Here is a 19,625-nt window from a genome sequence, read left to right as displayed (position 1 = left end):
GTTATACCTCGACGTTGTCGTTATCAGCAGACGTTTCATGCCTGGCTGGTAAGTGGATGTTAAAAAAGAGGCTATATCCCAAACGCAGGACGCGTTCAAAAGAGCTTAAAGCCGTGAGAAAAAAGCTTAAGGGGAGGACGTAGTAAACGATCGACATGCTAATGCCAAGCGATAGACTCGCGATCGTGGCACCTCGGTCGATACGGTCAAAGCCGAGTTTGATACACCATATCAGTACCGCTAAAACACATAGTTCGAGCAACAACTGCAGAAGTCGCCATAAAAAGGCGTCTTTAAACCAATCCGTCACTATTTCAAGGCTTGCGTTAAGCCCTTGGCGATGGGCGGCGGGGAAGAACAAAAACGCCATCCATACCATCATGAAACGCGCCAACTCCTCCGTCCATCCGAAGCTGTCGCTGAGCACGTAACGGAAAAAAACATGGGTAATCATGATGCCGAGCATGGCGGCCAGCAGAAGCGTTGCCATATATCCCGCCCAGCGTGTTGTTATCCCGTTTATACGATCAAGTAGGGCGATGAACGTGGGCATTGCCGCCTCCGTAAGGCAGTTAAGCCTCCATTGGGAGGTTGCCTTCTTCTTTGTAGTAGTAAAGGTGAGCTTTTAATAGCGTTTCTCGTAGCGCTGCGAAAATGTTAGTGATGCCCCTATAGGCTGTCAAGCAAACCGGCGCCAGTAAGAGGTTTATAGGCTTAGACATAAGTCTTATATATAAAAAATAACCAACTTATAGATCGTTAAGATTATGATTTTAATTTATTATTACTATTATTTCGATGGCTGTTCCCGTCATGAAGTTGACAGTTCTAAACGCCGAACGCTATATTTTCGTAGCGCTACGAAAATATAATAAAAAGGGAAGCCATCCTATAAACGCCCGTTACGACCTAAAGGCATACGACGTGACAAAACAACAGCGACGCAAGATCGAAGAGCTGCGCAGTCAGCGCTGGTACGACTCCCAGGATATGCGAGGGTTTGCGCATCGCCAACGGACCCAGCAAATGGGCTTGCGCCGCGATGAGTTCATGAACAAACCGGTCGTTGGCATCATCAATACCTGGAGTGATTTGAGCCCCTGCCATGCGCACCTGCGGGATCGCGCCGAGGCGGTCAAGCGGGCGGTGTGGGCGAGCGGCGGGTATCCCGTCGAGCTGCCTGCCTTGTCGCTGGGGGAAGTGCTCGTCAAACCCACCACGATGCTTTACCGCAATTTTCTGGCAATGGAAGCCGAAGAGTTGCTCCGCTGCCACCCCATCGACGGTGTGGTCCTTTTGGGCGGCTGTGACAAGACCACACCCGCTTTGCTTATGGGCGCCATCAGCATGAATATACCGGCGATATTCTGCTCGGCCGGCCCCATGCTCAACGGAAAGTGGAAAGGTAAAACGCTGGGTGCTGGCACCCATACGCGTAAATATTGGGATGAGTTACGCAGCGGGAACATTACCCAGGAAGAGTGGATCGACCTGGAGTCGCGAATGACGCGCTCCAACGGCACGTGCAACACCATGGGCACGGCCTCGACCATGACGTCGATTATCGATGCGATGGGCCTTAGCCTGCCGGGTGCTTCGAGCATTCCGGCGGCGGACGCCGCGCATACCCGCATGGCGTCCGAGTGTGGTAGTCGTATCGTAGAGATGATCTGGGAAGACCTTAAGCCTTCCGACATCCTGACCCGGGATAATTTTCTTAACGGCGTCAAATGCTATATGGCGCTGGGCGGCTCGACCAACGCCGCGATTCACCTTATCGCGCTGGCCCGGCGCGCCAATGTCGAGCTCACCCTAGACGATATGGACACGGTCGCGCGCCAAATTCCCGTTTTGGCGAATATTTTTCCGTCAGGCAACCACCTGATGGAAGACTTCTATTACGCCGGGGGGCTACCCGCCCTGCTGCTGCATTTGAGCGATCACCTCGAGCTTGGTACGGCCAGCGTCAGCGGTCAGACACTTGGCGAGAACCTGCAAGAAGCCGAGTGCTACGACGAGAATGTTATTCGCCGCCTGGATAACCCGGTCTGCGACGGTGCGGCGCTGGCCGTGCTGCGCGGTAACCTGGCGCCGAGAGGGGCGGTCATCAAGCCAAGCTCCGCCGATGCCAAACTGACTCGACACCGTGGTAAGGCGATCGTGTTTGAAAACCACGCCGACATGGTGGCGCGTATCGATGACCCGGATCTGGACGTGACGGCGGACAGTGTACTGGTATTGCGTAGCGCCGGCCCCAAGGGTGCACCGGGTATGCCCGAGTGGGGCGCCTTGCCGATTCCCAAGAAGCTATTGGCCCAGGGTGTCAGAGACATGCTGCGCCTGTCGGATGCCCGCATGAGTGGCACCCACTACGGTACTTGTGTGCTTCATATTGCGCCCGAATCCGCCGTTGGCGGGCCACTCGCGCTGGTGCGCAATGGCGATGAAATCGAGCTGGATGTTGCCGACAGACGCCTGGCGCTTTGCATCAGTGATGACGAACTCGAAAAGCGTCGCCAGGCGTGGCGCCCCCCCAGCCCGCGTATCGATCGCGGCTACACCGCCATTTATCAGGAGCATGTCACCCAGGCCGACCAGGGCTGCGACTTCGACATTCTACAAAACGGCCAGCGTCAGCCAGAGCCGGAAATCTTTTAAGGAATCAATCCGATGACCCTTCCCAAAAACAAGTTCAAGCAGTGGTTGAATGAACCCGACAAGGTGCCCGTGGGCACCTGGTTGATGACGGCAAGCCCCAATGTAGCCGAAGCCATTGGCTGGGCCGGTTTCGATTACGTCGTGCTCGATATGGAGCATGTCCCCATTGGTATCCCCGAGGCGGTCGCCATCATGCAGGCCGTCGCGGGTACGCCGACTGAGCTCGTGGTGCGCCTTCCCTGGAACGATCCGGTCATCGTCAAACGGGTGCTCGACAGCGGCGCCCAGACGCTGATGTTCCCCTATATCCAAAATGCCGAGGAAGCCTCCCAGGCGGTGTCGTCGACGCGCTATCCCGGTAAAGGCAGCCGCGGCGTGGCAGCGGTTCACCGCGCCAGCCGCTACGGCACGGTCGCCAATTATTTGCAGCAGGCGGACGAAGAGATCGCGGTGATCCTGCAGTTGGAAACCCCCGAAGCGCTGGCGGCCATGGAAGACATTGCCGCGGTGCCAGATATCGACGGATTCTTCGTGGGCCCGGGCGATCTTTCCGCGGCCATGGGGCACATTGGCGATATACGCCACGCCGATGTCCAGGCCGCCATCAAAGAGGCCGTAGAGAAGAGCCAGCGGCTGAAGCTGCCCTGCGGCATCGTGGGCGCCGACCCCGAACTGGTGGGCCAGTACCGGTCTCTGGGCTTCGGTTTTGTCGCCGTGGGTTCGGATATGAGCCTGATGATGTCGCGGGCCAAAGAGTACGTGGGCGCTCTCAAGGGCGGCGATGTGGACACGGGCAATAGCGGCGTCTACTGACGCCATCGCCGTTTGGGCATCAGCCGTGACACGATGTTTTGTCATCTGCAACCGAGATTCGAGAGTGACCATGATGGATACTTCCTTCACGACGGTTCTGCCTGCTCAGGCCCTGCTCGGCGAGTGCCCGGTATGGGCCGAAGACCAGCAGGCGCTTTACTGGGTGGATATCGAAGCCCCTGCCCTGAATCGGTTTGACCCGGCCACTCAGCAGAACCAGCAGTGGCCGATGCCGGAAAATATCGGCTGTTTCGGGCGCCGCCAGGGGGGCGGTTTCATTGCAGGGCTGCGTTCGGGAATATGGCTGCTGGACAGCGAAGCGCAATTGGATCACTGCGTGGCGCGCCCGGTCGAGGATACCTCGATTAGCCGCTTCAATGATGGCCGTGTCGACCCTTGGGGGCGCTTTTGGGCGGGCACCATTCATGAGCCCCGGGACGTACCGGCCGCGTCGCTTTTTCAGGTCGATGCAGAGCTCCAATGCCGTCGGCTCGCGGGTGATATCAAGGTCTCCAACGGCGTCGCGTTCCCGCCGGACCGTAGCTGGGCCTATCACTCCGATACGCCCAATCACGTGATTTACCGCTACCCCCTTAACCCGGAAACCGGTGATATAGCGGGCCCGCGGGAAGTGTTTCATCGCTTCCCCTTTGGTAACGGGCGCCCCGACGGGGCGGCGGTCGATAGCGAAGGTTACTACTGGTCAGCACTTTACGAGGGCGGCCGGGTGGTGCGCTTATCGCCGGCGCGGGAGATCGTGGCCGAGTACCCGCTGCCCGCCCGTTGCCCCACGATGTGCGCGTTCGGCGGGCCGGATTTAAAGACCCTGTATGTTACCTCGGCCCGCCAGGGGCGCTCGGCGGAGGAGCTCGAGCGCTACCCCGAGTCCGGGAATCTTTTTGCCATGCGCGTAGACGTGGCAGGGCAGAGCGAGCCTCTGTTCATTGGCTAGCGTTTGAGCTGGTCTGAATTCGAATAACGTTGAGGAGCACATGATGTTGAAACTAAACGATGCCACTTTACAGCGTGAGGCGTGCCTGATCGGTGGTGAGTGGGTAGGCGCTGATAACAATGACGTAAGTAACGTCACCGACCCCTCAAATGAAAGCGTACTGGGCCAGGTACCGCGGCTGGGCGAAGGCGAAACGCTACGTGCCATCGATGCGGCCGAAGCGGCGCTGCCTGCCTGGCAGGCGATGACCGCCAAGGCACGCGGCGCGCTTTTGCGGCGCTGGCATGATTTGCTCCTCGAACACCAGGAAGACCTGGCGGCACTCATGACCGCCGAACAGGGTAAACCGCTGGCCGAGGCACGCGGTGAGATCGGTTTCGCGGCCAGCTTCTTCGAGTGGTTTGCCGAAGAGGGCCGGCGTACTTACGGGGATGTGATCCCGACACCGCAAAGTGACCGCCGTTTGCTGGTCGTCAAGCAGCCCGTCGGTGTGTGTGCTGCGATTACGCCTTGGAACTTCCCCGCGGCGATGATTGCCCGCAAGGCCGGACCAGCGCTGGCGGCGGGGTGCACCATCGTCATCAAACCGGCGGCGCAAACGCCCTATTCGGCCCTTGCCATGGCGGAGCTTGCCATGCGGGCGGGCATTCCGGCCGGGGTGGTCAATGTGGTCACCGGCGAGGCACGTGCTATCGGTAAAGCCATGACCGAAAGCCCGAAAGTGCGCAAGCTCTCTTTCACTGGCTCCACCGCTATTGGCAAGATGCTGCTCAAGCAAAGCGCCGATACCGTCAAGAAAGTGTCGATGGAGCTCGGCGGTAACGCGCCGTTTATCGTGTTCGACGATGCCGACCTTGAAAAGGCCATCGAAGGCGTCATGCAGGCGAAATTCCGCAACGCCGGGCAGACCTGCGTGTGTGCGAACCGAATCTTCGTACAGGCCGGTATCCACGATGCCTTTACCAAGCGCCTTGCCGAAGAGGTCGCCAAGCTCAAAGTGGGCCCAGGCCACGAGGACGGGGTCGATGTCGGGCCGATGATCGATGCATCGGCCGCTGACAAGGTGTTGGAGCAGATCGAGGATGCGCTCGCCAAAGGCGGCCAGCTCCTGCTGGGTGGGCAGCGCAAGGAAGGCAACTTCCTGACGCCGGCCGTACTGACCGGCGCAACGCCGCAGATGACCTGTTTTGGTGAAGAGACGTTCGGCCCGCTGGCGCCGGTGTTCCGCTTCGAAAGCGAAAGCGAAGTGATCGCCCAGGCCAATGACACCGAATACGGGCTGGCGGCGTACTGCTACACCCGCGATTTGAGCCGCGCCTGGCGCATGTCCGAAGCGCTGGAGTACGGCATGGTCGGTATCAACAACGGTCACGTATCGACCTGCGAGGCACCCTTTGGCGGTATCAAGCAATCGGGCCAGGGTCGTGAGGGCTCCTATCTGGGTATCGAGGATTACCTTGAAACCAAATATATCAACATGGCCATCGAGTGAAGCGCTCTCATGAATGATTATCGTGATGTGACGTATCAGTCGCTCAATGACAAGCGTGTGATTATTTCCGGCGGTGGGTCGGGCATCGGGGCCGAGCTGGTCAAGGCGTTTATTGCCCAGGGCGCCCGAGTCGCGTTTCTGGATATCGACACGGATGCCGGGGAAGAGCTGGTACGAGCGCTTGGGCCGAAAGCTACGTTCCATGCCTGCGATATCCGCGATATCGAGCGCTTGCAGGCGGTGGTGAAAGAGATCGAGGCAGCGCAAGGGCCCACGCAGATCCTGATCAACAACGCAGGGCTCGATGATCGGCACTCCATTGAGGACATTACGCCTGAGTACTGGGACAACTGCCAGGCCATCAACCTGCGCCATCACGTGTTTGCCACTCAATCCGTACTGCCTGCCATGAAGGCGGCCGGCACTGGCGCCATCATCAACCTGGGCTCCATTTCCTGGATGCGAGGGCGCCCCGGCATGGTGGGCTACACCGCCGCCAAGGCAGCGATCAATGGGTTGACCCGCACCCTGGCCCAGGAGCTGGGGGAGCACGGCATTCGAGTCAACTCCCTGGTGCCGGGCGCCATTCTAACGCCGCGCCAGGAGCGGCTCTGGCTGACGCCGGAAGTCAATCAGCGCTTTCTTGACCTGCAGGCGCTGAAATTCCGGCTTCAAGCTGATGATGTCGCGCGCATGGCGCTCTTTCTCGGCTCCGAGGAGAGCCGCGGCTGTACCGGCCAGAACTTCATCGTCGATGCAGGCCTGACCCTCAACTGATTAAGCGGCGTTCGGCGCCGCCCCTTCAACGAGAAACTCCTATGCAAATAACGACCACACAAGGCCAGCTAAGTGTGACGCTGGGCGGCGAAGCCCTTCTTGTTCACCGACCCGAAGCGCCGGCTTTCTTTATTGGCCGCGGCAAAGAGCGCATGGAGATGTACCGGGGTAATTTCGAGATCGAGGATTATCTGGAAAGTCGCGAAGCCTTGGCGCATTTAACGGCCGTTGAAGAGGCGGGCGGGATCCAGCTGGCGCTGCGTCGTTATCGCGAGGACAAGGTACAGCTGACGCTGCGTTTGGTCGAAGTGGAAGACGGGGTTCGTCTGGAGTCGCTGGGCGCCTCCGAAGGTGTTAACCGCTTCTGGCTGCGTTTAGCGGCGCAAGAGGAAGAGCGGGTATGGGGTTGCGGCGAGCAGATGTCCTACTTCGATTTGAGAGGGCGTCATTTCCCGCTCTGGACGTCCGAGCCCGGGGTAGGGCGCGACAAGTCGACCTACGTGACGTGGCAGTCGGATGTGGTCAATCGCGCGGGCGGCGACTATTACCACACCAACTACCCCCAGCCGACCTTCGTTTCCTCGCGGCGTTACTTCTGTGACCTGGAGACGACCAATTACGCGGATTTCGATTTCAGAAATGACGCCTTCCACGAGCTACAGGTATGGGGCGTTCCATCGACCATTTTGCTGCGCAGCGCCCCAACCTTTCTCGAGCTGGTCGAGCGTATCGGCGCGCATTTTGGCCGCCAGCCCCAACTGCCCGAATGGGTGTATAACGGGGTCATTTTGGGGCTCAAGCGCGGCCAGGAACACGCCGAAGCCAAACTGGCCGAAGCGCTCGCCACGAATATGTCGGTATCCGCCTTGTGGTGCGAAGACTGGGCGGGCGTGCGCGAAACCAGTTTCGGTACGAGGCTTTTCTGGGATTGGCGCTGGCAGGCCGAGCGCTACCCAAGCCTCGACTCGATGATCGAAGAGTTGCGCCAACAGGACGTGCAGTTTCTTGGCTATGTGAACCCTTATCTGTGCGTGGATGGGCACTTCTTCCCCGAAGCACAGGCCCAGGGCTACCTGGCGACGGATGGGCAGGGCCAGACGGCGGTGGTCGATTTTGGTGAGTTCGATTGCGGCGTCGTGGACTTTACCAATCCGTCGGCATGCACCTGGTTTAAAGACGTCATCATCAAGCAGCAGATGCTGGATCTGGGCGTGCGCGGCTGGATGGCGGACTTTGGTGAGTACCTGCCTATCGATGTCACCTTGAGTAATGGCGTCTGTGCCAAGCAAGAGCATAACCGCTGGCCGGTACGCTGGGCGCAGGTGAACGCAGAAGCGATTGCCGAAGCCGGTCTGACGGATGAGGCCACCTTCTTCATGAGGGCGGGCTACAGCGGTGTGCAGGCACATTGCCCGCTGCTCTGGGCCGGTGATCAATCGGTCGATTTCACACGTCATGATGGGCTGGCGACGGTTATCTGCGCCGCACTCTCATCCGGGTTGATGGGCAACGCCTTCCACCATAGCGATATTGGCGGCTATACCAGCCTGTTTGGTAACACTCGCGACGGCGAGCTGTTCATGCGCTGGACCGATATGGCCGCCTTTACCCCGGTCATGCGTACCCACGAGTCCAACCGGCCGACCGAGAACCTTCAGTGGTTCGATGACCAGGAAGTAGCCGCACACCTGGCCCGCATGAGCCGCATTTACGCGCGCTTATCGCCGTATCTCAAGTCACTGGTCGTCGAGGGCAGCGAGAAGAGCGTGCCGGTACAGCGTCCACTGTTTTTGCACTTCGAAGCGGACGAGGAGTGCTACGCCATTCAGGATCAATACCTCTATGGGCCGGATGTGCTCGTCGCGCCGGTTCACGAGGCGGGTAGAAGCGACTGGCGCGTCTATTTACCCAAAGGCGTCGAGTGGGTACACCTTTGGAGTGGGCAGCGCCATGCCGGCGGCCAGCGCGTCACGGTAGACGCCCCCTATGGGCAGCCCCCGGTGTTCTACCGCGGCGATAGTGCCTGGACATCGCTATTTGAAGAAGTGGCTGGCCAAAAGTGATGAGTGTCTCGGCCACCTTACTGCTACTGGGCTGGGTGGCGTTGGCCACCTATGCCCAAACGATCACCGGGTTCGCGTTCGGGCTGATATTGATGGCGGGCGTGGTACTTTCCGGGCTCGCACCGGTGTCGATGGTGGCCATACTGATCAGTATTCTGAGTCTGTTCAACTGTGCGCTGGCGCTTTATCGCAACATGAGCAACCTGGATTGGGAGATCATTGTTTTATGCTCACTGAGCGGTTTCGCGACGCTCATTGTGGGGGTTTGGGCGCTGGAGTTTTTAAGCGGAAGCTACGTGCACTGGCTGCAATTGATTTTGGGGCTAGCGATCATTTTGAGTAGCTTGATGCTGGTGCTTAATCCGGTGCCCAAAAATGCCCGGTCCGGGCGGCTATCGTTTCTGTTCTTTGGAGGTTTGTCGGGCTTTATGGGCGGCATGTTCTCCACCTCGGGCCCGCCGCTGGTATTTCACTTCTACCGCCAGCCGCTGACGCTGGCAGTGATCCGCGACTGTTTGCTTCTGATCTTTGCAATCAACTCGCTTCAGCGCCTGATCATCGTGGGGATGAGCGGCCAGCTAACCCTGAATATCCTGGTATTGGCGGCGACGGCGATACCCGTGGTGATGCTGTTTACCTGGCTTGGGCGGCGTTACCCGCCACCGCTTGGTGAGCGAAGCTTACGCCGGGTGGCCTTTTTACTGCTGTTCGCCTCGGGTTTGAGCTTATGCGCCTCTTCGCTTCTTGCGGCTTGAAGCATGGCCCCGCCTTGTTATTCGACCCCGTAGAACTAGCGTTGGCGAAGGCTGCTGGCCCTGGGGAGCAATTCGAACCCAAGATCCAGGCTACGTTCCTGCAAATGGCCCTGGAGGCGTTGAAGAACGCACTGGGCCACCACGTTGCCAATTTCCTCTCGGGGCGGGCGGATGGTCGATAAAGGCGGGAGCGTGCAGTTACTGAAGTCCATGTCACCGAAGCCGATCATGGCAATATCGTCAGGAATCCGGATTCCCCGCCGCTGGGCTTCACCTATCGCACCCAGGGCCAGCATATCGTTACCGAAAATGATGCCATCCGTATCGGGATGGCTCGCGAGCAGGTCGATGAACGCCTGGTTGGCCGCTTCTGCCATGCGCCCCGGCCCGCAGTCGATAACGCGTGTATGAGATCTGCCCAAGAGGTCCACCAGCGCCGCTTCGCTACCGGCGCAGCGCTGCTTCGCGCGTTCGTCGACGCTCAAGCGGGTGCCGATAAACGCGATCTTTTGACACCCGGATTCGATCAGGTGACGTGCCTGAGCACGGCCGACATCGTGATGCGAAAAGCCGACCAGGGTATCCAACGGGTTCGAGCCCAGTTCCCACATCTCGATGACGGGAACGTCCGAATTGCTCAGCATCCGCCGGGTTTCCCGGCTGTGATTCAAGCCCGTCAGTACCATGGCGCTGGGCGACCAGGACAGAAACGTTCTGACCACCGCCTCTTCTTCGGCCTCCGCGTAGTCGCTATGGCCCAGCAGCAGTTGATACCCTTGTGCCCCCAGGGCTTTCTGCATGGTGTTGACCGTCGAGGCAAAAATGGCATTCACCATGGAGGGAACCACTACGCCAATGACGCGTGTTCGTGCGGCCGCAAGGGCGCCTGCCATCAAATTGGGCACGTAGCCCAGCGTATCGATCGCCGCTTGTATGCGCTTGCCCAACTGTCCGGAAACCTCATCGGGTTTACGCAGATAAAGCGATACTGTGCTGGCCGACACATCAGCAAACTTGGCGACGTCGTTCATTGTGACGCGCTGGGTCGAACGACGCTGGCGAGATTTATTATTCATACCCTGGCTCTCTAGCAAACACGATGTCGAGGGCTTGGTACCCTACACGCTTTAAAGCATGTTTAATTATATCATAAGCGGCATTTTCGTAGCGCTAGGAGCGACGGGTGAGCACTAAAAACCCATGGAGCGCGCTCCATGGGCAAAGACGAACATCAAGACAGTCAACACGATGTGAGCGGTGTTAACGGCACCTTAAAAGAAGGTTTCAGCCTGTACACCAAAGCTCCATTGGCCGCCCGTGAAGTTATCATTACCAAAGGGGTCTTCAGTGTCATAGCCGTTAAGGTCGCTGTCCCAATCGGTGTAGGAGGCAAACGCACGAAGCTCGGGCCTTTGCCAAAAGCCGCCTACATCCAGCTTGAACGTGGGGGCGATGGTGAACTTGGCAAAATTCCCGCTGACCGCATTGCGGTTTCGATACCCTTCGGGGCTGAGATCCATGTATTGATAGCTCGCCTCGTACTGCATTTCGAAATTTTGCGTCAGCTCGTTGGCAAGCCGTGCGTTCGCCGTAACCCAGCGATAGCTATCCCCTTGCGAAAACCGATCTTCACTCGTTTCGGCCAGCAGCGCCGGCGCAATACGCCAGTTAGGGGAGAGGTACGTGGTGCCGTAGACCGCTAAACGGGCTGTTTTAGCGTCGTCGATCAAATCCCCGTTGGACCCCAGGCGTTTGACCTCGGCGCCGAGCCCCTGGCCGTAAAGCAGCGCCGCCTTGAAGTTACCTTCAGAGAGTCCAAAAAAGGTGTCTCCATGGTAAGCCACCATGCCGTGGGCGCCGTTATCGGCGGCGGTATCGCGGCTTTCCGTTAGGCGGTCGTCGTTATCAGCGGCAGACATCGCGTTGACCATCATCTGCCAGTTACCCACGTAGTTATTGGACGTCAAGATCAGGCTGTCCGTGCTGCCTCTCCCCGGGTCGCGCGGGTCACCCACTGGAAAGTCGTTAAAGCTTCGTCCATAGAGCGAGACATTGGTACGCCAGTTATCGGTGGGCTTTACATCGTATATCCCGGCGCCGGTACCGGCCAAAAACACCACGTCGCTGTCCAGCCAATGGATATCGAAGGTGTCGCGATCGATACGCTTACCTGCCCAGATAGCGGCATCTTCGAATGCCCCGGTAAAGCTTGGAAGCTGGTCCAGCTCGACGTACACCTGGCGCACGTTGAGTTCCGACTCGTTGGCCGTCCAGTCATTGCTCGTGGTCACCGAGTCGGCAATCGCCACGCGGAAAAGCGACCTGGCGCCGCTATCCAGCTGCTTGCGTAAATTGAACATCAGGTTGACGTAGGTATCCGGCTCGTTTCCCAAGCGACCAACCGCGCCGCCCAAGGGGCCCACGGGTGTCACATAGGGGCCGCCTGAAATACTTTTGCCATCCTCTCCAATGAGTAGCCCCGAGCGGGCATAGCCATTGAGGGAAAGACCCTCGTCGCTGGAGGCGCGCCTTTCCAGCACATCAAGACGCTGAGAGACCGATGTGGTATTGGGTTCCTGGGGCTGATTGTTGCGGGCTTCCGCTGCTTCCAAACGCGCCTCGAGATCGGCCAGGCGTGCTTCGATATCAGCGTCGTTTGCATGAGCGAATGTACTGACGCCGGCAAATGCAACGGCGGCCGTTAAGGGAGCGAGTGCCAAAAACTTCATTGTAAGGATCCTTTGCTTAATAAGCTGTTGTTGTTATCCAGAGTTATTTCGTAGCGCTAAGATATAACGATTAAAAAAATAGAGCGCTGACGCAGTACGCCATCGTAGCGCTACGAAATTTATTTTGTACTAGACGATAGTATCGACCCTGTTGAAAACCTTTTTCTGGAAGAGGGGCCGTCCTGCTTCATATTCACTACTCAAAAGTAATCATTCATAAGCGCTTTCGTACGCCTTTGGGCATCGCTCTCGGCATCGCCGGTAAGTTTCTTTCTTTAAACTTCATTTCTCGAACTCCCGGGTCTAACAAAAATTTGCTATCGTTCCTGGTGCTTTAGCTTTGTCTGAATTATCGCGGCGTGTGAGCGATGTCATTCGGCTTGGATGTGTGTGTATTTTCAACTTTTAAGAAAGGGAGTATCTATGTGGGATTTCCGGCTTGGCCAGGCGATTGGCCTCATGCTCAAAACGTTACCTTTTATTATTTTCCGGTTAGCCGTGTATTTCGGGGTGGCGTTGGCCTACCTGCTGATGACTGGTATCGGCGCCGGTATTGGGTGGGGTGTTGGCGGTTTGGGTGACGCAGGCTTTCAGGAGTCAACCACGTTCTGGGGGGGCGCTATCGGGTTTGGTATCGTGGGCGGCGTCATGTACTTCTTGCGAGAGTATCTCCTGTACATGGTCAAGGCAGGACATATCGCCGTATTGGTCGAGCTACTGGAAGAACAAACGCTACCCCAGGGGCGTGGGCAAATTGAACACGCCAGTCAAGTCGTCAAGGAGCGGTTCGGTCAAGCCAACGTGCTATTTCTGGTCGATCAACTGATTAAAGGTGTGCTCAAGTCGTTTATCGGCCTGGTGAAAACCGTCTTCGGCCTTCTTCCCATTCCAGGGGCCCAGCAGTTTTTGAACATTCTGCAGGCGTTTTTGCGTATCGCGGTTGGGTTTATCGATGAAGTGATTTTGGCGTACTGCCTGCGCACACGCTCAACGAATGCGTGGGCGGGCTCCCGGGACGGCCTGATTCTTTATGGGCAGAACCTCAAGCCGATGATGCAGAATGCCGCTTGGCTGACGGTCATTATTTATTTACTAGCCTTCGTGGTCTTTCTCGTCATGTTGGCGCCGGCTGCTTTGGTGGCGTATCTCATTCCAGGCGGGTGGTCAGCCACGGGCATTTTGATTGCACTATTGTTTGCCTGGAGCGTGAAAGTCGCCGTGCTCGAGCCGTTAGCCGTTACCTGCATGATGCAGGTCTATTTCAAGGTGATCGAGGGGCAAACGCCGGACCCGGAATGGGAGGCCAAAATCGAGGGTATGTCCGGCAAGTTTCGCCGGCTGAAAGAAAAAGCCACGGACGCTTCAAAGGACAGTGATACGCCCACTAGCAGCCACGTCAACTCGTAGGACGCGTTTGCCGCCGTCGCTTGGCAGGGGGCTGAGAATATGAGGATGTCAGCTCGTTTCTAATCGAACTACGCTTGGCGCTTTAGAATGTCACGATTGATAAAGCGCCAAGGTATGAAGTCGCTATCAAAGGCGTTTGGCCGCCCCCAGCACATACAAAAACTCAAGCCCCAGGGTGGCGGCGGCCAGTGAGGTGATCTCGCCGTGATCGTAGGCGGGGTTGACCTCCACCACGTCCATGCCGACCAGCTCCATACCGACAAGGCCCCGTACCACCTTCAGCAGCAAATCGGTCGACATGCCGCCGCAGACCGGGGTGCCGGTGCCCGGGGCAAACGCCGGGTCCAGGCCGTCGATATCCAGGCTTATGTAGGCCGGGTGGTGGCCCACGCGGGCGCGGATTTTTTCGAGTACCGCTTTCGGGCCATGGTCGTTCACCCAGTCGGCGTCCAATACTTCGTACGGGTGCTGATGACGGTCATAGCTTGTGCGAATGCCGATCTGTAGCGAGTGTTCGGGCACGACCAGTCCTTCTTTCAAGGCGTGGTGAAAAATGGTGCCATGATCAAAGCGCGTGCCCTGCTCGTAGGTGTCTGTATGGGCATCAAAATGAATCAGCGCCATGGGGCCGTGTTCGCGGGCGTGGGCGCGTAGAAGCGGCAGGGTAATGTAGTGGTCGCCGCCGAGCGTCAACATCTTTTTGCCCGCCCCTAGCCAGCGCCCGGCGTGGCTTTCCAGGTTGTCCACCAGGCTTTCGGGTTCGCCGTAGGCGTAGTCCAGGTTCCCCGCATCGCACACCTTTAGGCGCTCCTCGAGCGCGAAATCCCAGGGCCAGCGCTTGCCTTCCCAAATCAGGTTGGCCGTGGCCTGGCGAATGGCGTTGGGTCCCATGCGCGTACCCGCCCGGCCGGAACAGGCCAAATCGAAGGGCACGCCGCTCACCACCACCTCGGCATCGCTCGTTTTAGGGTCGAGGGCCTTGGGCACGTTCATAAAGGTGGAAATCACGTCGCCGTAAAGGCTAGGCATGGTGGGTGAGGCAAGAGGGGAGAGCTGAGTCACCGGCAGATGTCTCCAAAAGGAGGAGGAGGGAAAGGCCGGACCATAAAAGGTTTTAGGTAATGAATAAAATGAATGTTTAGAATCAATCCATTCACTACATTGATGATGGTGATTCATGCGCTTGCCTCACACCTTCGATCTCAACCTGCTTCGGGTGTTCGTCACCTTGATGCAGGAGCGCCACGTGACCCGGGCCGCGCTTAAACTACACCTGAGCCAGCCCGCGATCAGTCACGCGCTCCGGCGCCTGCGAGAAGGACTGAACGACCCGCTTTTCGTGCGTACGGACCAGGGGATGCTGCCCACCCCTCGGGCCGAGGCGTTGCTGCCGGTGGTGCGCCAAGCGCTCGCCTTGCTGCAGGAGGGCCTCGCGCCGCCGGCCGCTTTCGACCCGGCGACCAGCACACGCCACTTTACGCTGGCCACGACGGATTATTTCGAAGAGCTCATGTACCCGCCATTTCTAAGCGGGCTGCTCAGCGGCGCCCCCCATATAAGCTTTGCCATCGAGCTCATAACGCCCCAAGTGCTGGGCGAGGGATTGAAAAGTCACGAGGTGGATATGGTGGTCGGGCTGGATAGCCAGGTCGAGCTGCCCTCTGGTGTAGTGACAACGCCGTGGCTTGCGGAGCAGTGGGTATGTCTGGCCGCGACGAACAACGCCCAGGTAGGAGCGTCGCTTAGCCTGGCCGAGTTCGCCAAGCTACCCCACGTGGAGCTTGCCGACATCAGCGGGCTAGGGCCGAGCTCTATCGACAGTTGCCTGAGCGCGCATGGCTTGACCCGGCGGGTGGTCTCTCGAAACCTTAACTATATCGCCGCCGCGCGGGTGGTGGCGCTAACCGGGGCGGTGATGACGCTTCCTCGGCGTATGGCCGAGCGGTTCACCGCGCTGTTGCCGGTACGCCTGGTCGACGCCCCGGGTGAGCTTGGCGCGCTCACACTCACGCTGATTCAGCACGAGCTTTACGCCCACGAGCCCGCCACCGTCTGGCTCTTCGATAAGCTGCGCGGGTTTGTCGCATCCACCGAGACGTAAGGCTGGCCCCGATATTGCTCGTTCAAGGCAGTGTTATGTCGGGCGTCCGCGAGGGGATATACGCTTTGGACGATAGATGCGGTAGGCTCGTGGAAGACCTTTGATAGCCACTTTTTATAACAACTGTTTTACAGAATCGGGAGGCGTTATGGCATTGAGTATTGTCGTGATTGGCGCGGGCATGGGCGGATTGAGCGCAGCACTTGCGTTCAAGCGCCAGGGGCACCGTGTGCAGGTGTTCGAACGGGTCGAGGTCATGCGCCCGGTCGGAGCGGCCATTTCGCTTTGGCCCAACGGCGTCAAAGTGATGCACCAGTTGGGCCTGGGCACCACGGTAGAGCAGATCAGCGGTGACATGACGCGCATGCGCTATTTAAGCCATGAGGGCCACCTGCTGAGCGACTTCTCGCTGACGCCGCTTTATGACGCGGTCCATCAGCGCGCCTGCCCGATTTCCCGCGCCGCGCTCCAGCAAATGCTGTTCGATGCGGTCGGGGCGGAACATATCGCGCTGGGGCGTAGCTGCGTGGATTACGAAGCCGATGATGACGGCGTGACCGCCGTGCTGGAAGACGGCGAGCGCGTCGAGGCCGACCTGTTGGTGGTGGCCGACGGCACGCACTCACGCCTTCGCAACAAGATCGTCGGTCAGCGTGTCGAGCGCCAGTACGTAGGCTACGTGAACTGGAACGTGCGCGTGGCCGCCCATCCCGACCTGGCCCCGCTGGAAAGCTGGGATCAGTACGTCGGCGAGGGCAAGCGCGTCTCGCTCATGCCCATGGGCACCGGAGGAAACGACGAAGGCCAGCAGGAGTTCTATTGCTTCTTCGATGTGCCGCTAAAAGCGGGTACGCCCGCCGATTCCGAACACTACCGCGATGAGCTAAAAGCGCACTTTGCCGGCTGGAGCCCGGCGGTTCAGAGGCTGATCGATCAGTTCGACCCGGCGCGTATGGCGCGGGTGGAGATCCACGATATCGAGCCGTTGAGCACGCTCATCGATACCCGCGTGGCGCTACTGGGCGACGCCGCCCACGGCATGGCGCCGGATTTGGGCCAGGGCGGCTGCCAGGCGATGGAAGACGCTTGGGTGCTGGCCGAGGCGGTCAATAAAGCGCTAGCGGAAAATGACGAGAGGGCACAGGCGTTAGCGCAAGCGCTGGCGCAGTACGATCATGCCCGGGTAGAGCGTGTGGGCGAGATCGTTGCGCGGGCGCGCAAACGCGCCGACATGATTCACGGCGAGAACCCCGCCGAAACCCAGGCCTGGTACGAGGCGTTAAAGCACGAGGATGGCCAGGGCGTGCGTGAAGGTATCCAAAAGACGGTGGTAGGCGGCCCATTGAGCTAGGCCGCCGGTGGAGGTTTACAAAAACTGCACGACGATATAGCCCAGGGATAACAGCGCCAGCGTGGCAATCGCCAGCCAGCTCCATGCGTTGATCAGCTTCGAGGGGCGAAGTGCTGGGGGTACGGTCGCGCCGTTGGCGGTGAAGTGGTTCAGCGCGGCAAGAATCGGGCTCAGCAAAAAGGCCACGACCATGACAAAGTCCATGAACAGCCGGAAGTTGCCCATCAACGTATAGAGAATCACCGCCGCCAGCAGCGAAAGCCCGGCCAGCGATACCAGAAAGGCCGGGCTGCCTTCGAGGGTGCGCGTCTCTTCGATGGCCCCGGCGGGCCGGGTAAAGGTGTACCAGGAGGCGCTGATCATGCGCGGAAAACCGTCGAGCACGGTCAAAAGCGTGGTGAGCATGACGGTAAAGGCGGAAATGCCCACGACCACGCCGCTCCACTCGCCGAGGGTGCTGGTGTAGAGGCTAATCACTTGGGTGGCAAAGCCGACCGCGCCGTCCGCCGGGTTGATGGCCTGGCTATGCATGACCCCCGCGCCCATGATCACGAAACACGCGGCCAGCACGCCCGCGCCGATGTAGCCAATGTTGAAGTCGATTTTTTCGGCGGCGGTCTCGCTGCGCGTACCCTGTTTTTTGTTGCGCGCCTCGGACCAGAGCGAGTTCATGATGGCCAGTGTGATGTCGGAGGGCATCAGGCCCAGTACGGCGACCAGGGTGACGAAGGTGGCCACGCTCCAGAGCGGCGATGCCGCGGTGGCCGGATAGAACGTCCATTCCACCAGTGGCAGGGCGGCGGCAGCGGCCAGCATCGTGGTCACGCTCAAAATCACCACGAATACCTTGTTGATCCAGTCCAGCAGCTTGTAACCCCCGGCAAAGGTGAGCACGCCGCAAAGCGCAATCAAAATCACCGCGACGGTGGGCGGGCTCAGCGTCAGGGGCACGATGCTGCCCGCAAGACCTGCGGTAGTGATCGCGATGGCGGCGATGATGATGGCGGTGACTGGAATTTGCACCAGCGCGAAAAGGCCGACCACAAAGCGACCAAAGGTTTGGCGGTATCCTTCGACCAGGGATTGCCCGGTGACGCTGACATAAAACGGGCCAAAGAAGAACGAAGGATACTTCAAGAGCACCGCAAGTAGAATAAAGCCCAAAAGCCCAATACCGTACTCGGCGCCGGCTCTTGTAGATTGCACCACGTGGGAGGTACCAATCGCCGCGCCTGCAAACAGAAAGCCGGGGCCCAGCGCCGCCAGGTATTTTTTGGCATGGGACGGTCGATGGGGTGCATCGCCACTCAAGGAAGTGGAGTGTTGAGAGGGCATGACATGCTCCTTGTGAGCCAGATAACCAGTCAGGCGGTGTTGTTTTTTTGCCCGTGCTGCGCGTGGCGCTATGGTAGCTTAGCTTGACTGCGCTTTCATGCCACATTCGAATATAGACGCAGATATTGTTAAATATAAGTAACGCTTGATTGACTCTAAACCACCCATCTTATGAGTAGGCCCGCCCATGCTTAGTGCGATTGTTTACGCTTTGATCTTTATCGGCGTCACCGCCACGCTTTATCAGCTCTACGCGGTCAACTACGCCATCAATTTCGATAATCACAAGAAGCTTTCGATGAAGGACCGAGCGCGCCTTGAATCACTCAAGGCGGCGGCGGAGCGCGACCGGGAAAGCGGTGGCCAGGAGTTCGACCAGGCGGTAGAAACGGCGCTGGGAACGGAGTTCGATAAGACGTTGGCTCGGGAGGCGTTCGAGCGCGAGGACGATGAAGCCGCCATGGCGCTACTGCGTCGTCGCTCACAGCTGCGTTTTGGCCCCCGTTTGACCGCGCGTCTTCCGCTTGTGGGCAGCATGGCGTTGCCCCGGCGCGATTGGCGGCCGCTTTTTATCGGCCTGGTCATACTCAATAGCCTCATTGCCCAGTTTTTGGGCGGCATGAGTATCTACACGCTGCTTTATCCTGTCATCACTCCCTCGCTTGGTTGGCTGAACGAGCCGGTCATTCTGATGGTGCTGATTTTTCTGCTCATACCGCTGAATTACCTGATCGGGCAGCTGGATTTCTACCTGAACGACCTTTACCAGCTAGGGCGCCTGGAGCGGAAGAAGGTCTCCTCCACCGCCTATGCGTGAAGCGATGCCGGATAAGCGCTACTCCCGGCACAGGGGCCTTTAACCCATCGCCGCTAAACGCTTAAAGTAGCCGGCTTGCTAAATCGATAAAGGCCGTGGTGATGGTTCGAAAAATTTTCCCCGAGCAACGCCTTCTGGCGGCGCGCAAGCTGCACCCGAAGTTTACCCCGCTGGTGTTCGCTTTTTACATGTCGTCCATCATGGCTTTTTTGATGACGCTGGTGATTACCGCCGTCAACAGCGGTTGGGAGCCGGGGTTCATGGGCCAGGTATGGCAGGCGTACAGGGTGGCGATGCCGGCCGCTTTCTTGTGCATTTTGGTGGTGCGCCCGCTCGTCGCCCGGCTGGTTCAGTGGACCGTGCGGTCCTGGTGAT

Annotated in this window: 17 protein-coding genes; 12 read left to right on the top strand and 5 right to left on the bottom strand. The window is 58.7% G+C overall.

All coding sequences use genetic code 11. The features are described 5' to 3' along the window. Position 1: 1 nt before the first annotated feature. The gene (locus tag ACWFVE_RS15525; RefSeq protein ID WP_447530161.1) at positions 2-553 is read right to left on the bottom strand and encodes a TRAP transporter small permease; all 552 of its coding nucleotides are present in this window, start codon (positions 551-553) and stop codon (positions 2-4) included. Between the two features lie 371 nt (positions 554-924). Here ACWFVE_RS15525 and araD point away from each other — a divergent pair, with 371 nt between their 5' ends. The 7 genes from araD (at position 925) to ACWFVE_RS15490 (ending at position 9,510) form a co-directional block, all read left to right on the top strand. Next, positions 925-2,658: an L-arabinonate dehydratase gene (araD, locus tag ACWFVE_RS15520; protein WP_447530160.1), complete on the top strand. Its 1,734-nt coding sequence runs from the start codon at positions 925-927 to the stop codon at positions 2,656-2,658. 12 nt (positions 2,659-2,670) lie between these two features. Beyond that, positions 2,671-3,471, top strand: a complete 801-nt coding sequence (locus tag ACWFVE_RS15515; RefSeq protein ID WP_447530159.1) for an HpcH/HpaI aldolase family protein — start codon at positions 2,671-2,673, stop codon at positions 3,469-3,471. Between the two features lie 70 nt (positions 3,472-3,541). Next, on the top strand, positions 3,542-4,423 hold the full coding sequence (locus ACWFVE_RS15510; protein WP_447530158.1) for an SMP-30/gluconolactonase/LRE family protein: 882 nt from the start codon (positions 3,542-3,544) through the stop codon (positions 4,421-4,423). Positions 4,424-4,466: 43 nt separating this feature from the next. After that, positions 4,467-5,915, top strand: coding sequence for an NAD-dependent succinate-semialdehyde dehydrogenase (locus ACWFVE_RS15505; RefSeq protein ID WP_447530157.1), 1,449 nt, complete (start codon positions 4,467-4,469; stop codon positions 5,913-5,915). A gap of 9 nt (positions 5,916-5,924) precedes the next feature. Beyond that, the gene (locus ACWFVE_RS15500; protein ID WP_447530156.1) at positions 5,925-6,692 is read left to right on the top strand and encodes an SDR family NAD(P)-dependent oxidoreductase; all 768 of its coding nucleotides are present in this window, start codon (positions 5,925-5,927) and stop codon (positions 6,690-6,692) included. After that, on the top strand, positions 6,644-8,755 hold the full coding sequence (locus ACWFVE_RS15495; RefSeq protein WP_447530554.1) for an alpha-glucosidase: 2,112 nt from the start codon (positions 6,644-6,646) through the stop codon (positions 8,753-8,755). The genes ACWFVE_RS15500 and ACWFVE_RS15495 overlap by 49 nt, the downstream gene beginning before the upstream one ends. Then, positions 8,755-9,510, top strand: a complete 756-nt coding sequence (locus tag ACWFVE_RS15490; RefSeq protein WP_447530155.1) for a TSUP family transporter — start codon at positions 8,755-8,757, stop codon at positions 9,508-9,510. The genes ACWFVE_RS15495 and ACWFVE_RS15490 overlap by 1 nt, the downstream gene beginning before the upstream one ends. A 35-nt stretch (positions 9,511-9,545) precedes the next feature. Here ACWFVE_RS15490 and ACWFVE_RS15485 read toward each other — a convergent pair whose 3' ends face one another. Further along, on the bottom strand, positions 9,546-10,586 hold the full coding sequence (locus ACWFVE_RS15485) for a LacI family DNA-binding transcriptional regulator (RefSeq protein WP_447530154.1): 1,041 nt from the start codon (positions 10,584-10,586) through the stop codon (positions 9,546-9,548). A gap of 195 nt (positions 10,587-10,781) precedes the next feature. Continuing rightward, positions 10,782-12,239: a carbohydrate porin gene (locus tag ACWFVE_RS15480; protein ID WP_447530153.1), complete on the bottom strand. Its 1,458-nt coding sequence runs from the start codon at positions 12,237-12,239 to the stop codon at positions 10,782-10,784. A 390-nt stretch (positions 12,240-12,629) separates the two neighbouring features. Here ACWFVE_RS15480 and ACWFVE_RS15475 point away from each other — a divergent pair, with 390 nt between their 5' ends. Then, on the top strand, positions 12,630-13,646 hold the full coding sequence (locus ACWFVE_RS15475; protein WP_447530152.1) for a hypothetical protein: 1,017 nt from the start codon (positions 12,630-12,632) through the stop codon (positions 13,644-13,646). A gap of 126 nt (positions 13,647-13,772) precedes the next feature. Here ACWFVE_RS15475 and speB read toward each other — a convergent pair whose 3' ends face one another. Continuing rightward, positions 13,773-14,675 (bottom strand): agmatinase, encoded by a 903-nt coding sequence (speB, locus tag ACWFVE_RS15470; protein WP_447530553.1) that lies wholly within the window; start codon positions 14,673-14,675, stop codon positions 13,773-13,775. Between the two features lie 148 nt (positions 14,676-14,823). On the opposite strand from speB, the gene ACWFVE_RS15465 reads away from it, so the two are divergent. Continuing rightward, positions 14,824-15,747, top strand: a complete 924-nt coding sequence (locus tag ACWFVE_RS15465; protein ID WP_447530151.1) for a LysR family transcriptional regulator — start codon at positions 14,824-14,826, stop codon at positions 15,745-15,747. A gap of 148 nt (positions 15,748-15,895) precedes the next feature. Further along, on the top strand, positions 15,896-17,098 hold the full coding sequence (gene hpxO, locus ACWFVE_RS15460; RefSeq protein WP_447530150.1) for an FAD-dependent urate hydroxylase HpxO: 1,203 nt from the start codon (positions 15,896-15,898) through the stop codon (positions 17,096-17,098). A 15-nt stretch (positions 17,099-17,113) separates the two neighbouring features. On the opposite strand, the gene ACWFVE_RS15455 is transcribed toward hpxO, so the two are convergent. Further along, positions 17,114-18,433, bottom strand: a complete 1,320-nt coding sequence (locus ACWFVE_RS15455) for an NRAMP family divalent metal transporter (RefSeq protein WP_447530149.1) — start codon at positions 18,431-18,433, stop codon at positions 17,114-17,116. A 187-nt stretch (positions 18,434-18,620) separates the two neighbouring features. Here ACWFVE_RS15455 and ACWFVE_RS15450 point away from each other — a divergent pair, with 187 nt between their 5' ends. Continuing rightward, the gene (locus ACWFVE_RS15450) at positions 18,621-19,250 is read left to right on the top strand and encodes a hypothetical protein (protein WP_447530148.1); all 630 of its coding nucleotides are present in this window, start codon (positions 18,621-18,623) and stop codon (positions 19,248-19,250) included. Positions 19,251-19,351: 101 nt separating this feature from the next. Next, complete coding sequence (locus ACWFVE_RS15445; protein WP_447530147.1) at positions 19,352-19,624, top strand: DUF2798 domain-containing protein; 273 nt, start codon at positions 19,352-19,354, stop codon at positions 19,622-19,624. The last annotated feature ends 1 nt before the right edge of the window (position 19,625 follow it).

Source organism: Vreelandella mediterranea, assembly GCF_970647075.1.
This window is presented reverse-complemented; position numbering and strand designations above follow the sequence as displayed.

Coding starts and splice junctions, on each gene's coding strand:
- ACWFVE_RS15485 (WP_447530154.1), bottom strand. CDS start 10,586: ATGAATAATAAATCTCGCCAGCGTCGTTCGACCCAGCGCGTCACAATG.
- ACWFVE_RS15525 (WP_447530161.1), bottom strand. CDS start 553: ATGCCCACGTTCATCGCCCTACTTGATCGTATAAACGGGATAACAACA.
- ACWFVE_RS15465 (WP_447530151.1), top strand. CDS start 14,824: ATGCGCTTGCCTCACACCTTCGATCTCAACCTGCTTCGGGTGTTCGTC.
- ACWFVE_RS15480 (WP_447530153.1), bottom strand. CDS start 12,239: ATGAAGTTTTTGGCACTCGCTCCCTTAACGGCCGCCGTTGCATTTGCC.
- ACWFVE_RS15515 (WP_447530159.1), top strand. CDS start 2,671: ATGACCCTTCCCAAAAACAAGTTCAAGCAGTGGTTGAATGAACCCGAC.
- ACWFVE_RS15500 (WP_447530156.1), top strand. CDS start 5,925: ATGAATGATTATCGTGATGTGACGTATCAGTCGCTCAATGACAAGCGT.
- ACWFVE_RS15455 (WP_447530149.1), bottom strand. CDS start 18,433: ATGCCCTCTCAACACTCCACTTCCTTGAGTGGCGATGCACCCCATCGA.
- ACWFVE_RS15490 (WP_447530155.1), top strand. CDS start 8,755: ATGAGTGTCTCGGCCACCTTACTGCTACTGGGCTGGGTGGCGTTGGCC.
- ACWFVE_RS15510 (WP_447530158.1), top strand. CDS start 3,542: ATGATGGATACTTCCTTCACGACGGTTCTGCCTGCTCAGGCCCTGCTC.
- ACWFVE_RS15450 (WP_447530148.1), top strand. CDS start 18,621: ATGCTTAGTGCGATTGTTTACGCTTTGATCTTTATCGGCGTCACCGCC.
- hpxO (WP_447530150.1), top strand. CDS start 15,896: ATGGCATTGAGTATTGTCGTGATTGGCGCGGGCATGGGCGGATTGAGC.
- speB (WP_447530553.1), bottom strand. CDS start 14,675: ATGCCTAGCCTTTACGGCGACGTGATTTCCACCTTTATGAACGTGCCC.
- ACWFVE_RS15445 (WP_447530147.1), top strand. CDS start 19,352: ATGGTTCGAAAAATTTTCCCCGAGCAACGCCTTCTGGCGGCGCGCAAG.
- ACWFVE_RS15505 (WP_447530157.1), top strand. CDS start 4,467: ATGTTGAAACTAAACGATGCCACTTTACAGCGTGAGGCGTGCCTGATC.